Genomic DNA, 16,491 nt, shown 5'->3' with positions numbered 1-16,491 from the left:
GTTTGAACAGTAACAAGCCCCCCTTTTCTTTGATATTTTGAACAAGCGTTTTCTTAAAAAATCTGTTTCAGAATGAAAAAGAATAAGTTAATAATAATATTATTGCTTGTTATTTCTCCGGCTTTCTTATACAGCCAGTCTTTCGGGGAAAAAATCAAGTCTTCTCTTGATACATTGAGCATCGCATTAAAGAAAAAAGATATCAGTCTGGTAAAGAAAATTACTGCTCCTGATTTCTCTATCAGTACTTACTCCGGCCCGGGAGCATATAGTTTATTGGATATTATATTAAAAAATCAGAATTTTGAATCCATAGAATTTATATCTGAAAATAATCAAACAGAAAAAGACCCGGCTATCATATTGGCAACTGCAAAATTTGTTATGCAGAACAATAAGGTGTATGAGAGTATCATTGCTTTCGATCCTAATACTAGAATTGTATTTATCGATCGTTTCGACAATTTGTTTGGTCACAGCCGTTACCGGGAATCCCGGCTGATAGGAACTATACCTTTTACAGAAAGTGACGAATCTATTATATTACAATTAAGCCTGAACGGAGTGAGCCGCCCGCTTTTATTCCTGCTCGATACCGGAGCCGATGGAATGGCAATAAGAAAGGGATTGGCTGATTCGTTGAATCTGAAGATAAATCACGTTCAAACAGCAAATGTCGTCGGAGGAAAACAGCAAGTGGAAATCTCATCCGGAAACACCGTTTGTTTGTCAGACTCCATTACCTTAACCAATCAGAATATCGCAATATTTGAACATGTGAGAAATAATACGGATGGTATCATCGGCCTGAATTTAATCAAACAATTTATTACCCAGATAGATTTTGATAAAAAACTAATACATTTCTACTCTTTTGGGGATATCAAACATACAGATAGTGGCAGAACAATAAGAGTCAGTATGCCTAACGGCCTTATCATGGTATCCGGAGTACTGAACTTAACAGGAAAAAAAGAAGTTGCAGGGAATTTCGTTGTTGATACAGGTGCGAATTACCATTTAATAGCATTTTCCCGCTTTGTCAGGAAGAACAGGTTACTTCTCTCCGGATTTAAACCGGAATCGGAAGGTGCAACGACAAGCCTGGGCCATACAACACCGGTATACTATGGAAAAGCAGCAGAATTCGATCTGGAAAATGGAATCATACAGACTGATATGCCTGTTACCCTTCAGGCATCAGGGAGTAGGGAATCGACGGATATAAATACACCAGATGGTTCCATAGGGATACAGTTTTTCAACAAATATAATATAACAATAAACTTATTAGAGAGGGAAATTCATTTGGTACCACGTAAATTGCCTTAAACTAAGTATGAAAAAGATATTAATAATTTTATCGCTTCTGATTTTAAATCAGACATCTCTCTTGTCGCAGGAACCTGCCCAATGGACTATGACGCTCGCAGACAAGGGAAATGGTGAAGTAGAACTGGCCGCAACTGTCAAGATAAACCCTACCTGGCATGTTTTCTCTATAAATATACCTGATGGCGGGCCCCTGCCTACAACCCTGTCCATAGATAAACTTAATGGCGCATCAAAAGCAGGCAGTTTTAAGGCTGTCAACTCTAAGCTCAAGACCAAGTATGACGAAATATTTGAGATGGAATACGGCTATTACGAGAACCAGGCTACTTTTGTCCAGCAATTTAAAATTACCGACAAGGCAGCTTTTGTGCTCGAAGGCGATTTGCGCGGACAGGTATGTAGTGAAGTTGATGGACAATGTATTCCTGTCAAAATAGATTTCAGTTATAATACTAAAGATCTTCCTTCGACTTTTGTTGTCGCAGCAGAAAAGAAAGCGGATATAGCAGAGGCAGAGCCGGTTCGGAACAATACTCTGAAAGAACCTTATTCTGTAACAGATTCTCTTGCACAGGTGCCTCCGGCTCCTGTCGACAATAATACAAATGCTGATCTTTGGCAACCCGTTATAGAAGAAGTACGAGCTTATGGAGCGGCCGGCGACACATCCGATATGTCGATTCTATGGATATTTCTTGGTGGGTTCGGAGGTGGATTAATTGCACTGCTTACACCATGTGTTTGGCCAATGATACCTATGACTGTCAGTTTCTTTCTCAAACGTAATAAAAAGAGCCGTAAGATGGCCATAAGAGATGCTGTGACATATGGTCTCGGAATTATTATCATTTATGTAACACTAGGTCTTCTCATCACGGGAATATTTGGAGCAAGTGCTTTGAATGACTTGTCTACCAGCGCTCTTTTCAACCTTATCTTCTTTGCCCTGCTGGTCATATTTGCAATCTCGTTTTTCGGAGCGTTCGAGATGGTGTTGCCATCCTCCTGGACAAATAAGATGGATCAGAAAGCCGATTCTACCACCGGTATTATCAGTATTTTCTTTATGGCTTTTACGCTGGCTTTAGTATCTTTCTCTTGTACTGGCCCTATCATTGGAACCTTGCTTGTACAGGCCGCCGGTTCGGGGTCTATTATAGCACCGGCTGTAGGAATGTTTGGCTTTGCCATAGCACTGGCTATCCCGTTTTCATTATTTGCTATATTTCCTTCCTGGCTCGAAAGTATGCCTAAATCGGGCGGATGGCTCAATTCAGTAAAAGTTGTCCTTGGTTTCTTAGAACTGGCATTGGCTCTGAAGTTTTTGTCGGTTGCCGATCTTGCTTACGGATGGGGGATACTCGACCGGGAGGTGTTCCTTGTGTTGTGGATTGTGATTTTCGTTTTACTTGGAGTTTATCTGCTGGGCAAACTTAAATTACCTCACGATAGTGAATTGCCGCATGTTTCTGTTCCACGTCTATTCATGGCTATTATATCTTTCGCTTTCGCCATTTATATGATACCCGGTTTGTGGGGAGCTCCGTTAAAAGCGATCAGCGCGTTCTCTCCTCCTTTGTTTACACAGGATTTCAGTCTGTATAAAGGAGAGGTACATGCCAAATTCGATGATTACGAGGCCGGTATGGATTATGCCCGGAAAAACGGCAAACCGGTTATGATTGATTTTTCGGGTTATGGATGTGTAAATTGCCGTAAGATGGAAGCGTCTGTATGGACAGATCCGAGGATCAAGCAAAAACTGGAAAATGATTATGTACTTATTACGTTGATGGTAGACGATAAAAAGAAACTGCCGGAGATCATAGAAGTTGAGGAAAACGGAAAAACAAACAAATTGAAAACGATAGGAGATAAATGGAGTTATTTGCAAAGACATAAGTTTGGAACAAACTCGCAACCATATTATGTGTTGTTGGACGGAAATGGTAAACCTATAGGGTCTTCTTATGCTTTCGATGAAGACATAAGTAAATATCTTGATTTTCTGGACAGAGGGCTTAGCAACTATAAGCAGCCGGCTATAGCCGGTGATAAGTAATAAAAAGAATTACCGGAAATAATCAGTAAACTAAAATTACTCAGGTTTTAGGATAGTGTCTATATTTGCCTTCTACGAAATACATCAAAAACAAAGAGGTTTACAATCTACTGTAAACCTCTAAATGTCTTTATGTTCATCATTAATTGATAATTTTACTAATCTACCCAGTCGGCTATAATAGTCATCTGATCGACGGTGGAAGCGCAGAAATAACCGAGGGCGCCTCCCGATATATTCGATATAGGATTGGTCTTTTTATCTTCAATCTTGCTCAGTGTATCGAAGAAGGTATATACTCCCTTGTCAATACATTGGAACTCTATCAGTATTTCGTCTCCTTTTTTTATAGGGTCATTATCGTTGTCATTGGTAAATACAGCCAAAGGATCGTGCATAGGGCTGCCATCCGTAAATTCGCAACTATACACTTGTTCCCACATATCAGGTAACTGTTCTCCGTTGATATAAACAAGAGCGCGGTAATACTGATTGGCCTCGCCTTTAGGGTCGGTGTAATGAATCATCGGTATGGCATAGTCCATGATAGGAGCCTTGTACATTGTTAGAGAATCCAGCTTCACCAATGGTGGTATTTTCGAGGTAGCTGTATATTCATTTTCTTCGTATGTTACAGATAAAGTGTAAGTGCGCCCGATCTCTCCTTTTATATTCTCTGCAACATACCATCCTGTACTGTTTTGCAACAGGGTTTCGGAGTTTCCGGCATCGTCCGATATTCTTACAATAGCTCCTTCGAGGAAAGGATAACCACTATTGTCATTGAAATCGAGTGTCTGGCTTACCCTTACTGTAGCAAGCTGGTCTTGCTTTACAATACCTTCTATTTGTATTCGTGGGGTGATGGAACGGAGGTCTACATCTATTTCTTTTTCGCACGAACTGATAGTGAATAATAATGTCAGGGTAAAGAGTATTGCTGTATATTTAATCTTTAGCTTTTTCATATAATCTTACTTTAGAGTGTTAGAACTTGAAATTCCATGAAATAGATGGAACAAATGTAAACAACGAGTATTGGTACGCGGTCGTTTTGCTCGAATCTTTCGTATTGGTACGGAATTCGATCATATATGCATTTTCGCGTCCGTAAGCATTATATAGTCCAAAAACGAGCTCGGAGTGAAATTTCGAAGTTTTCTTCAACAAGCAGGTCGCCCCCAGGTCGAGGCGGTGGTAATTGGGCATCCGGTAACCGTTTCTCTCAGCATAATACATTACATCCCTGCCGTTTATCTGATATTTTGCGCTTGGGTATGTAATGGCATTTCCTGTATAAAATACCCACGCGGCCGAAAGAGACCATTTTTGGTTCAGTTCGTACATTCCAACAATAGAGATATCGTGTGTGCGATCCTGAAAAGCGTTGTACCATTTGTTTTCATTAATGCCATCTATTTTCCTTTCCGACTTTGAAAGTGTATATCCTATCCACCCGGTAAACCGTCCCAGACGTTTTTTCAGAGTCAATTCAACTCCGTATGCGCGTCCTTTTCCCGAGAGTATTTCAGATTCTATTACATCATATCCTTCTATATCGGCACCATCTTTAAAATCCAATTGGTTTTTCATATTCTTATAGTAACCTTCGATGCTGAATTCGAACATGTTATCACTGAAGTTACGGAAATATCCGAGTGATACCTGGTCTGCAATCTGTGGTTTTACATTGTTGGAGCTCATTGTCCAGCGGTCGAAAGGCGTACCTTGCGCCGAATAGGTCAGCAAGTGCATATTTTGTACTGTACGTGCATAAGCTGCTTTGATGGAAGATGCGTCGTTCAGTTTGTATGCGGCCGAGAGGCGTGGCTCAAGATTTATGTACGTCTTTACCACTTTCCCCGATTTATACCATGTACTATCGGTCACATTCTTGTTGTCATCCAATGTATAATATTCTCCTTTGCCGAGGGCCATAAAAGCTGAGGCGCGAAGCCCGTAAATAACTTCAAGATTGTCTGATATTTTTATCTGATGGGAAATGTAGGCGGCGTTTTCAGATGCATAGCGCTTATGCAGGTCTACAGAGTTCTCCTGTTCCGAGTCAAGCTTATAATTTCCGGGTGCCAGATTGTGATATGTGGAACTGATTCCAAACCGCCACTGGCTGTTTTTATTTTGCTGGAAGAGAAGCTCTTCTTTGAAGCTATAATCCTTAATATTGGATTTTCCTTCCATGTTCATTCCTATTTCCATTCCCATGTAGTAATCGTACTGGTTGTAGGAAAGTGATGTGCGCGAAGTCCATTTGTTATTGAAAGTATGGTTCCAACTTGTTGTCAGGAACTTGTTTCCCCATTCGGCTTCGGCAGCGTCTTTCAGTACCATGCGGTCTTTACCGAGAAATCCGGAGACTGTTATCTGGTCTTTGTCCGAAATGACAAAGTTCAGTTTCATATTCAGGTCGTAGAAGTACAGGTAAGCATTTTGCGCATCCTCTACTCCCGACAGGCGTGCAATGGCATCGGCATAAGTACGTCTGCCGCCGATCAGGAACGAAGACTTCCCTTTTTGTATAGGCCCTTCCACATTAATGTTGGAAGAAATAAGACCGATACCTCCGGCTACATGGTATTTCTGGTTATCCCCATTGCGTTGCTGTACATCGAGGATAGAAGCCAGCCGTTCGCCGTATTGTGCAGGCATTGCCCCTTTATACAGGGTTACATCGCGCAGTACTTCCGAGTTGAAAGTAGAGAAGAATCCCATCATATGCGATGCATTATACAGCCCTACATTATCGAGCAGGATAAGGTTCTGGTCAGCACTTCCTCCCCTTACGTAGAAGCCCGAACTTCCTTCGCCCGCGCCTTGTACACCGGGCATCAGTTGTATGGTTTTAATAATGTCGCGTTCGCCCAATAATACCGGCAGCTTGTTTATCTGTTGTATCTCCATCCGTTCAATACCCGTTTGCGGGGCAGATACATTGGCATCGGGGCGTTCGGCCGAAACTACAACTTCGCTCAGGCCGATAGTCGTTTGCTTCAGTTCGATATTCAGGTTTGTATTTTCATTGAGGGAGACTTTTACCTGCTTTTTTTCGAAACCTATGTAGTCTATTTTGAGTGAATATTCTCCTTTGGGAAGGGTGAGAGTGTATTTCCCGTCTTCATCTGTCGATACTCCACTACCATTGCGGTTTTCTATTATAATAGGAACTCCGATAAGCGTTTCTTTTGTTTTTGAATCGACAACCGTTCCGCTGATTTTATAATTCTGGGCATAGGATACAGCAGGAAGCAAAAACAGGCAAAATAGCCATAAGAATAAAACCCAAGTTTTCTTAGGTAAATAATTTAAAAGTGATTGCATAATTAAGTTTCAAATAATAAAGATGTTAATAAGTTCTATGTATTAGTGTCTAAGCATATTGTGTTACCAATCTGTTATTCTGGATAACTATTACTGAACATATAACAGCAAAAATGCTTATTTATTGGATTTATCCATTTATTTATTTAACAAATGAAGATTAAATCTGTGTATTGTTTAGCGGCGTACTGCTTACGCATGTTTTACGGGGTTTGCTTTTGGGCATTTTTATTTTAAATTAAATCGGACACCTAACTCTGCTCCTACCCACAAGTCAAAATTGTGGTTAGTACCTCTGTTCTTGAATATACTGTAAACAGGATCTTTTACTTCTGTAAAATCTGCATCTCTGAGCAGGACATTTATGGTAGGGCCACCATATAGGGTGAATTTATTTTTCCGTACCGAATAAAATACTTTTGCCTGTTCAAGTGCTGCATCACGGCTTTTGTTTTTGAAGTTGTTCCTGTATATTTGATTGTGCATCAGCTCGAAGTGAATACCCCGGGGTGAATCGCCCAGTTGCAAACGTGTTCCTACACCAAAGCCTGTTGTTACATTCGAAGAAGACACCCCAAAGCTAAGGATAGAATAGAGCCTGTCGGTTCCTGTAATCAAATTTGCAGCCCCGTAAATATAGTCATTGGCCGAAATTCCCACTTCAAATAACCCGCCTTTTTTCACGAAGTTAAATAGCCCGAGCATAGCCGCATCATCTGTGTCGGATATATTTATTATTCCCATCTGAAATCCAGCTTGTTGAGCGATATTAACAGTGCCTATCTGAATATCAACACCCCGGGCATAGTTAGCGATACCTGCCATTTGAAACCTGCTTCCTGCAGCTATATTTGCTATGCCTGCCATCTGCACATCATTAATTCCATTCGTATAGTTTACTATTCCTGCCATCTGGAAACCACTCGATTTTTGGACAATATTTGCGAGACCGCTCATTTGCAGCCCTTTCATATCACCTCTTACGTAATTCGCTAATCCACCCATTTGAACTCCGCAGACGGCGCCTCCGGTGAAGTTGAAAAGGCCTGCCATCTGGAGTCCTCTCATATCCTGCTGGTTGATATTGAATAAACCTCCGAGTTCAATACCGTTTACTCCACCGGTAATTCCTCCTAACATATTCAGGGAGAATTTATATTCCTTTTCTTTTGTATTACTACCGTCAGTACTCATTGGAGTTATAAATGTAAGCTGCGCTATCGACTTTTGCAGGCCAATATTATATTCAATTTTGCGGGCTGGCACTTTTTCTGTCTCGGGTTGTTTCAGTTGGGCATCGGCACCACCCCATGTAAGGGCTGACAATGTAATAATTCCTGCGATTTTTTTTAACATAGTGGTCTCGTTTACTTGGTTTTTAATTAATAGAGGAGAGCCTATTTTTATTCGCTCATTAGCGATTTTGTTCTCTCCAATAATGCTAAGACCACTATGAAAGTTGTTTCCACTACTCTTATTTTCTTTTTTTTTGTTTTTTGCTATAACAGATTCATTTTCAGAGGCTATTTCGGGAAGTTTTTTTACGGATGTTATTATTACATATCTGCCTTTTATGGTATAAAAATACATATCCCCCACCAATAGGTCTATTGCATCTTTTACTTCTTTGCCGATAATAGTGACAGAGACTATCCGGTTGGTATTGACTATTCGTGGATTGTAGGAAAATTCTACCCCTGTTTGTTGGGTTATGAGTTTCATCGCTACGCTTAGCTTTTCATTTTGCAGGTTCAGGGTCACCACATTTTTAGAAAATAAGCTGATAGAAAATAAGATAAATAAGGATATAAGTTTTGCTTTTTTCATATAAAGTATGTTTTTTTATTCTATTACATAACCATTTTCCCCAGGGGTGACTTTCATATTTAATGTCGCAGTGACCACATCCAGTATAGTAGGCAAATCTTCTTCTGTGAATGTAACAGTAATAGGCAGGTTTTGCATATTTTTATCTTTCAGTTCTATTTGCAGCCCATAGAATGCATTCAGCCGGGTAATTACTTCACCGAGAGAAGTTCCGTTGAACAGGAAGTTGCCTTTCATTATCACTTTATAGAATTTATCGCTTCTGGACAGGTAATATCCGCTTTCGTTTCTTTTCAGGTTGATTCCTACGTCCGTATCCGAATAAAACTGAACTTCGCCTTCAGTCACACTTACATAAACGGAATCGGGTATATTGGCATCGACTGTAAAACTTGTACCTATATCTTTCACATACACATCTCCTGCTTTTACTATCTTGTTTCCTGTCTTTTCCGATTCCATCTCGAAGGAGGCCTTTCCTCTCAGAAAAATTGTATCGTTAGTATGGTCTTTGCTAAGATATATCTCTCCATCTTTCAGATCTATTCTGGTACTGTCTGTAAAAGAATGCAAACGTTTTTCAGTGATAATCGTATATGCATCATCCTGCCCTCTGTTGAAGATGATTATCAGGAGTGTTATCGCCGCTGCCGCACCCAGTACCCAAACAATGAGTTTTCTTTTATTCTTTTGCCGGGATGCAGACTCTCGGGTCTGTTGACTGATATGCTCTTCTAATTTTTCAAAGGCCTCTTCTGTGTCGAATAAGGGATATTTCGTTGTTCCCACACTCTGATATAGTGAAGTGAGTTCGAAAAAATAGTCTTCATTCCCCTGAGATTCGGTAAGCCATTTTTCTAAACGTATTTTGTCCTGAGGGCTTAATTCCCCCGCAAAATATCGTGCTAATAATCTGTCAGTGTCATTTGTTACCATAATTCTATCAGTCTTATCAGGTAGTACAAAACTATAACCGAAATAAACTCCCTCAAATTTTCCCTCAATAGCTTTAGTGCTTTAGCTATTTGGTTTTCAACCGTATTTGGAGAAATTTCCAATTGTTGGGCGATCTCCTTATAACTCATCATTTCGAATCTGCTAAGCTCAAACACCGCCCTGCATTTGGGCGGTAGTTGTCCAATAGCCAGTTTAATTTTATAATTCAACTCTTTTTCTACAATACCCTCATATACCTCATTATGCACAATTTGTCCCTCTATGGCAAACTGCTGATTGTGTTTCTGCTGTATTTTTAATTGTTTAACCCTGTTTAAGCAAATATTGTGAACGGCCATATATAAATAGGACTTTACAGACGTCGTTATACTTGTGTTGTGACGGTCGTCCCACAACCTCAAAAATACTTTTTGAACGGCGTCTTCCGCTTCAAATTGATCTTTGAGTATACTATAAGCATATTTACATAGAGGTTCGTACCAGGCCCTGAACAGATACTCATGAGTTTCCTTATCTGTCAACTCCACTTTCGCGCAAATCAATTCCACCGTTTTTCTTTTCTTTTAGTTTTTTTTTGGTAAGGTAGCTTCAAAATACCTGTATTACCCCGTATTAATATATGACAATCGTGAAGAAACCTTCCACTATGTGAAGTCGCAAATATATTCTTTTTTCTTTCAAATATTGACCGGAGTCTCCAAAAGCTCTTTTAAAAGAGTAATCAGAAGATCGTTTTTCTAAATTTAAAACTAAAAAAAGATTATTTTGACTGGTAGTAAAGGCTGTTCATTCTATTGAATAAATTAATTTATATAAATAAATTCCACTCCCTGTTGAGGAGTGTTTGATCAATTCCCCGGATAATAAATAAAGGGACGAACCTCCCGGCCAGTCCCTTAGACAAACGTTTTTCCCTATAGCACAAATTGCATAGAAAACAATAAAAAAATGTTTAACTTAACTCATATTTCAATTCTTATATATGTCTTAATTGCTCATATATAGTCTTTAAAATTTATTTAATCGAACCCTTATATGTGGGTTGATAGGGATAATCTCCGGCGGGTTCTTGATGCCAATGCCAACCAGCTGCAGATTTATGCTGTTCTCGTCTACTATGAAAGTGAAAGCAGCTTGCGTATTATCTGGTCTTATCTGTCCCTGCGGAATATCGTTATACCAGACAGGAATATTGTTTTCAAATCTCGAGCGGTCGGAAGGGAGCGTGACATCGGTGATATGCCAGTTTGCCGGGGCATCATTGATTATCGTTACCGTGTAATTACCTTCCCGCAAGAAATAGTATAAATTGCCGGCAACACTCCGGAATGTGCCGTCGCTGACTATCTCCATTTCAGGACTGCCGATTATCCCCGTACCCGAAAGTGTTGTCTTATAAGTACCTATAAACTGTGACAAAATCGTACTGTCGTCTTCGCCTGCATCTAGCTTACCATTGCGGTTTGCATCGAAGAAGAACTGGCCGAATACCCCTGCCATAGCCGGCTCGGCTGCCATTACTGAGCCGTAATGCCATGTTCCTGAAGGATAGGTATACCGCCAACCTCTCTGGAAGCTACGCCAATAATTTATAGTACCCAGTGTAGAACCATCCTCGAGCGAGATACGAAAGGTCGTTGCTCCCCTGCTACCCGTATCGCCCACTTTGGCGATTTCCCGTATGGCTACAAATTTCAACATGGTGACCTCAGCCAGGGTGTGCCCGGCATCTATCAAGTCATCATAGGTATACCACGTAAGCGTTACCGGCACCCAGCTGCCGGACATATCTACCTCATTGTAATTAGTAGTAGGGTTGGTTTCTATACTGTAGTAAGTGTCGAAGCCGTCCAGATCTACCTCTTGTTTCAACATGGCTGTCCATTGAGGCTCGTGAGGGTCCAGATTCTTTTCGGTTGGAATAGAATCGCCCAAAAACGTATTGTAGAAGAAATGGTCATAGTTGAGGCCTATCTTCGGTATCGGCAAATAGATCTCCGAACCCTCGTAATAAGGCTGGCTGGAAGTATTCTCATATTCTATACGGATTTCTGCATCGTGGTCACCGGTTACGGTGGCTATGGAAACATCAGTACCGTTGTAGGTATAAAAGGGTTCCGTATTATCATTAATGCCATCAGTGTTATTATCAACAAACACACGTATGCCCAGCGATACGTTCAAACCCTCCCGTTGTATCACCGCTATATTGGGAGCTTCCCCGTTCTCATTACTTCCTGTGGCCAGCTTGTATGAAGTGCCTTTTCCTGCCCAGTTGTGGATATCTGCCCGTGTATTATCGGTTCCACCGCCGTTAAGAGCTGATTGCCCCAGATCGATGGTCACAACATCTTCCATAAGAATAGGAGAATAAGCCGGCGAAGCAAGGCCGACATTCGCCTTGAAACGTAGGGTAAAGGCGTCCCGGTTTTTGTAAAATGTGGCCAAAGGAATATTGTTTGTTTCTATTTGTTCATTTTGTGTAAATTGTGTATTACGGGCGATAATGTCGTACTTGTTATTGACTTGTATGCGGTAACTTGTCCATCGCACTCCGTTTATGATTTGAGTATTTGGTGAACCGGTTACCGAGGCTGGTACAAAAGCATTACCGTTTCGGCCCTCTATCGAAAATACCTCTATCGAAGTCGGGTCGAGATCTATACCTTCGGGCAAATTTATATAGAACGTAGGGTCGGTGATTTCATTAGCATGGAGACTGGTGCCCATGTTTCCACCGGCATAACAGTTGACATCGAAATAGATAGGATCGCCGGGGTAAAAGCTCCCTCCTCTCTGATCTCCCCCGGGAGGGACATGAAACCCTCCGGACGAAGCCGTCATCGAAGGATAACCCTTATCGGACGCAGTAACCTCTATTGTACCCACCCCTGTTGATAGCCAGCCGATATTGGTATGGCTGATAGTAGTCTGGGGTAAATTACTTGTCACGCCGGGAGGCGGGGCTGAGCTCAGCGTCAGCGTTACATCTCCTTCCTGTCCGTTGATAAACTTTCCATAATAGGTCGTTTGTCCGATAGTGTAACCACTGACGTAGTCGGCTACCTGCAATGTTTCCTGCACAATGGTGAGGTTGACCAGGTATTCATCGTCTGCCAGTTCCAGTGCTTCTGAAGTAATAGCTCCCGATCCATAGATATAGCCATACAAAGCCAAAGAATAGTTCAGTGTTCGCCCAGTGCTGGTAAGTCCTGTTACGTTTACATTAACATCTGTCGTGCCACTCCCTCCGCACGGTATCCGCACTCCGCGTATCTGCGGCGATGAGGGGAAAGTAAATTCATATTTCAAATCATGTACTATGCTTGGTCCATTGTTTGTAATTCTGAACCGTCCGATAGCCCAGTCATAAGGGAAGTCCTGGTCTGCATTCAGGTCGCGTCGGGTTAAGTCATTTCTGGTCAGTGTTATACTGATGCTCGGACGCACAGGCTGCCTCCAGATACTCATGAGATTTTGCAATCCGGTATCGGTGCCCGATGCGTCTGCCAGATAGGTATATGGTGTGCCAGTCAGTGTACCGGAAGTGATCTCTACTTTGGGTCTAAAATAGATATAATCATCCCATTTGTTGATAACACCGTCTATCTCTACCGACCAGAATACCTCCAGAGCTGTATTTGAGCCACCGTGATTCCATCTCCATTTATGTACAGTGAGGGTTAACGTGCGGGCAGTCTCATCATTCACTACCGTGATATGTCCGTTCGGGGATGTATAGTCGTCAGGATTGGTCGCCTGTGTGACTGTCCATGCCTGCTTCAGATTAAAGCCCTTGTAAGTAACTCCTTCCTTGTAGGGAATGGTAACTACGAATTCATCTATATAAGGCCTTTCTAGTCCCATGGTTGAGTTATAACTCACTAATGTCCACCCTGTATTGAAATCGCAGGTTCCGGTATTGGGGTCGCCAGAATTCACTACACCTTCGGCCTTGGCCGAGTGTCCGTTATTAGCACCTCCTGTAGTTGTTATCGCAACGTAAGGTACAATAATATTGCTTACACGCACTGCCACTTCTTTATGAAGCGAAGAGGCACCGCTCACCATATCTACTGTAACAGGAGGCAGGATATGGCTGGTGTACATATTTGCTGAGTAATTGTTGTCGTTGATACCGGTGAATTGATTCGTGTCGGTGTGCGTTATAAGCGGCATATCAATGGCCAGGGTAAAGGTTAGCACAACATGGTCGCAGCTGGCATTGAACTCATATACTATCTTACCTTCATAGGTGCGGACATCGTACTCACTTGCGTTGTTGGTTCCATCGGTATATCCTGAAAATTTTTGATTGATAAAAGGCGAGCCATCTCTGGCTGTGAGAACGCTACTATCTGCCATGTCTTCTTGTTCATCGGTAAGGCTGAGTTGTATGACACCGTTGATAGCGGGTGTGCCTTCCTTGACAGTATATCCTTTTATCATGTACCCGCGCGGTACATCGACTGTTACCCGGCGTGTTTTTTGCGAATTCAATCCTGAAAATTCGGCTGTAACCTGCATCTGCACATTACCGGTATTGCTGGTCATCTCGGCCTGGTTGGGGGTAGGCAAACTCTCTATATCCGTCCAGGTCGTGCCATTACCCCATCTTACTATTAGAGCATCGTCGTCCTGAGCTTGCAATACAGAATTGAAACTGCATACAGTACACAGCAGGGTAAGCAGCAGAATCCTGAAACCGGCAAGTGTAGTTTTATTATTCTGGGTTGTCATAAGTCAATATTTTAGAGTCATAAGCAGATGGTAGAATTAAGTATTTACTAGTTAACTATCTGCCACTAATTGCTATTTTACTAGCAGAACGATGTTTATAAAGCTATTTTCAGGTATATTAGTGGATACTACCTCGTAGCTCATTATACCATTTTCATCGATTGAATTGATTTTAAATACATTTATGTCCGAAGGAAAATATGCTGTAACGACGTAATCAAGTTCATCTCTATTATATACCTTTTGTTGTACCTGAGTGAGCGTAGCGTTGGAAGATACGAACTGAGTGTCACTACTGCCATCTTTTTTGAACTGATTTTCATATTCGGAATAAAGATCTATGGTTTTGCTACCGGTAGTCGAAACATCCAGATTGAACGATGGCATGTAGAACCATTTTGGGTTACCGGAATCTTGCCACGAGGCCAGTCCATTCGCATCTGAAGTTAGTATTTTACCCAAGCCTTGTGTCCCGTCTGCGATCTTCACATTACCGGCTACATCAAGCTTAGCTGCCGGAGCATTGTTTCCTATACCTACATTGCCTGCTGTATTTATGCCTGTCGCACCTGTGGCATAGATGAGATTAGCTATTGATATCTGGTTGTTGTCGGTAAGGCTTGGCAATTGGGCATTGTTGCCTATGGCAATATTATTTGAGCCTGTGGTCAATGTAGAAGCAGCACTGTTACCGACGGCGGTATTGTTGGTACCTGTGGTATTGGAACCTAGGGCTGAGTTGCCAAAAGCGTTATTATTCGAACCGGTATTGTTCATCAAAGCATTCATCCCGATTGCATTATAGTTTGCGCTAGTAGAGTTTCCTATATATCCGGCGCGGAGATTATTTACTTTGAAAACCAGCGGCTGATTGTCTGTAGTCCCCAGAAAATTCGTAGTAGGGTCTGTAGCGGGATTCCCTTCTATGCTCCAAAATTCTACTTCTCCGCCTATTCTTGGAGTTGTTGTCAGATCCCACTGGATACCGTCCCATGTATAAGTTCCGGCAGCAGTGAAACCACCCTGACCAACTGTCAGGTTATAGACCATAAGGCCTGTCAGTTTCAGTTTCAAGCTTGCCAGATTAGGGTCACTGTCCTTTACAAATGGACTGAGTTTATTGATATCGACAAGGTTAACACGTGGAAGCAGTAAGCCTCCGCCGGTTCCGTCTGCTGTTCCTGTGGTGGCTCCGCCATCTGCCGAAGCATTGTCACTTTTCAGGTCGAGCAGGGCACCTTGAATCGGTTCTTTATCAGCACCGATAGTTACCTGTGCGTGTGTGGCCATAGACAGGCATACCAGCAAGACCAGTATCGCTATTAATTTTTCAGATCTTAGTTTCATAATTTATTAGTTTGTTGTAATTCTTTAATAGAATATTTTGCTCTTAGTTTGCTGATCCTCGTATGTATCATCAAAATGTAATTATCCTACCATATTCTTTTAGTATTGAGATATCTGTACGGGCCGATACACATTGGTGTTTCTCCGCTTTCTGATACATCCCGATTAATAATCTGGATATTTTCTGGGTTTGCAATCTGTTGTTTGTCTTTAAATTTGTTGTTTGTCTTAGAATTTGTTATTTATTTGTATTAAACCGGTAATTTGTTACCGGTATATTGCTGTTGCCGTGTATTAATAAAGTTATTGGTGTGAAAATTTATGTTTAAAAGGTTGTACATCTTGTAAAGGGGGGTGAAGCGATTGTTTACATGCTTCAGATAAAAGAAAACATTAGAGTACTTTTTAATAAAAGTCCTATACTCTTTACTAATATTTTCAGTCAACCGGATTTCATATGGACAGGTAATATTTCTTTCGGATGAAAGATGTATAACTTCCATATTATCAGCGATAAATACCGGATGGTAAATACTGCATTTCGGTCTTGTTTTCATTCTCTAAGTAGTATTCAGTTTACGGCTGCAAGTTATTTGGAAAATTTTATATAGACTTTATAAAATTTCGCCATTATCTTTTATATTTTCTCCCTATCATAATAATTTGAATTTTTACAGATGAGATTGCAGAAATTGGTAAAATGGCGGATACTGAATAGAATAAATTCATTTCATATTTTTTAGAAAATATCTAGTTATCAATATCTTTCCCCGGTACGATGACAATGTATGCGTATTGGGTCGCTGTTTGAGGGACAAAAAATAATAAAAAAAGGAGGAATTATGTAAAGGATAATCCGGCTCAAACCTCTACTTTTGTTTCGAATA

9 protein-coding genes are annotated in these 16,491 nt (G+C 41.2%); 2 read left to right on the top strand and 7 right to left on the bottom strand.

What is annotated here, in order from left to right:
• The first annotated feature begins 72 nt into the window (after positions 1-72).
• A complete protein-coding gene (locus GGR21_RS12885; protein ID WP_183307645.1) occupies positions 73-1,332 on the top strand; it encodes a retropepsin-like aspartic protease in 1,260 nt (419 codons plus the stop codon).
• Positions 1,333-1,339: 7 nt separating this feature from the next.
• The gene (locus GGR21_RS12880; RefSeq protein WP_183307644.1) at positions 1,340-3,397 is read left to right on the top strand and encodes a protein-disulfide reductase DsbD family protein; all 2,058 of its coding nucleotides are present in this window, start codon (positions 1,340-1,342) and stop codon (positions 3,395-3,397) included.
• Positions 3,398-3,555: 158 nt separating this feature from the next.
• Here GGR21_RS12880 and GGR21_RS12875 read toward each other — a convergent pair whose 3' ends face one another.
• The 7 genes from GGR21_RS12875 to GGR21_RS12845 all read right to left on the bottom strand — a co-directional run bounded on the left by GGR21_RS12875 (position 3,556) and on the right by GGR21_RS12845 (position 15,604).
• On the bottom strand, positions 3,556-4,365 hold the full coding sequence (locus GGR21_RS12875) for a DUF4249 domain-containing protein (protein ID WP_183307643.1): 810 nt from the start codon (positions 4,363-4,365) through the stop codon (positions 3,556-3,558).
• A 19-nt stretch (positions 4,366-4,384) separates the two neighbouring features.
• The gene (locus GGR21_RS12870; protein WP_183307642.1) at positions 4,385-6,733 is read right to left on the bottom strand and encodes a TonB-dependent receptor; all 2,349 of its coding nucleotides are present in this window, start codon (positions 6,731-6,733) and stop codon (positions 4,385-4,387) included.
• Positions 6,734-6,961: 228 nt separating this feature from the next.
• Positions 6,962-8,560, bottom strand: a complete 1,599-nt coding sequence (locus GGR21_RS12865) for a hypothetical protein (RefSeq protein ID WP_183307641.1) — start codon at positions 8,558-8,560, stop codon at positions 6,962-6,964.
• A 15-nt stretch (positions 8,561-8,575) separates the two neighbouring features.
• A complete protein-coding gene (locus GGR21_RS12860) occupies positions 8,576-9,496 on the bottom strand; it encodes a FecR family protein (RefSeq protein WP_183307640.1) in 921 nt (306 codons plus the stop codon).
• Positions 9,490-10,065, bottom strand: coding sequence for an RNA polymerase sigma-70 factor (locus tag GGR21_RS12855; RefSeq protein WP_183307639.1), 576 nt, complete (start codon positions 10,063-10,065; stop codon positions 9,490-9,492). Before GGR21_RS12855 ends, GGR21_RS12860 begins: the two co-directional genes overlap by 7 nt.
• Positions 10,066-10,525: 460 nt before the next feature.
• Positions 10,526-14,257 carry a hypothetical protein gene (locus GGR21_RS12850; RefSeq protein WP_183307638.1) on the bottom strand — a complete coding sequence of 1,244 codons (3,732 nt, stop codon included), beginning with the start codon at positions 14,255-14,257 and terminating at the stop codon, positions 10,526-10,528.
• A gap of 72 nt (positions 14,258-14,329) precedes the next feature.
• A complete protein-coding gene (locus GGR21_RS12845) occupies positions 14,330-15,604 on the bottom strand; it encodes an autotransporter outer membrane beta-barrel domain-containing protein (RefSeq protein ID WP_183307637.1) in 1,275 nt (424 codons plus the stop codon).
• Positions 15,605-16,491 lie beyond the last annotated feature (887 nt).

It is taken from the genome of Dysgonomonas hofstadii, assembly GCF_014196915.1.
GTDB classification, from domain to species: Bacteria; Bacteroidota; Bacteroidia; order Bacteroidales; family Dysgonomonadaceae; genus Dysgonomonas; species Dysgonomonas hofstadii.
Note: the sequence above shows the minus strand (reverse complement) of the source record. Positions and strands in the feature narration are given on the sequence as shown.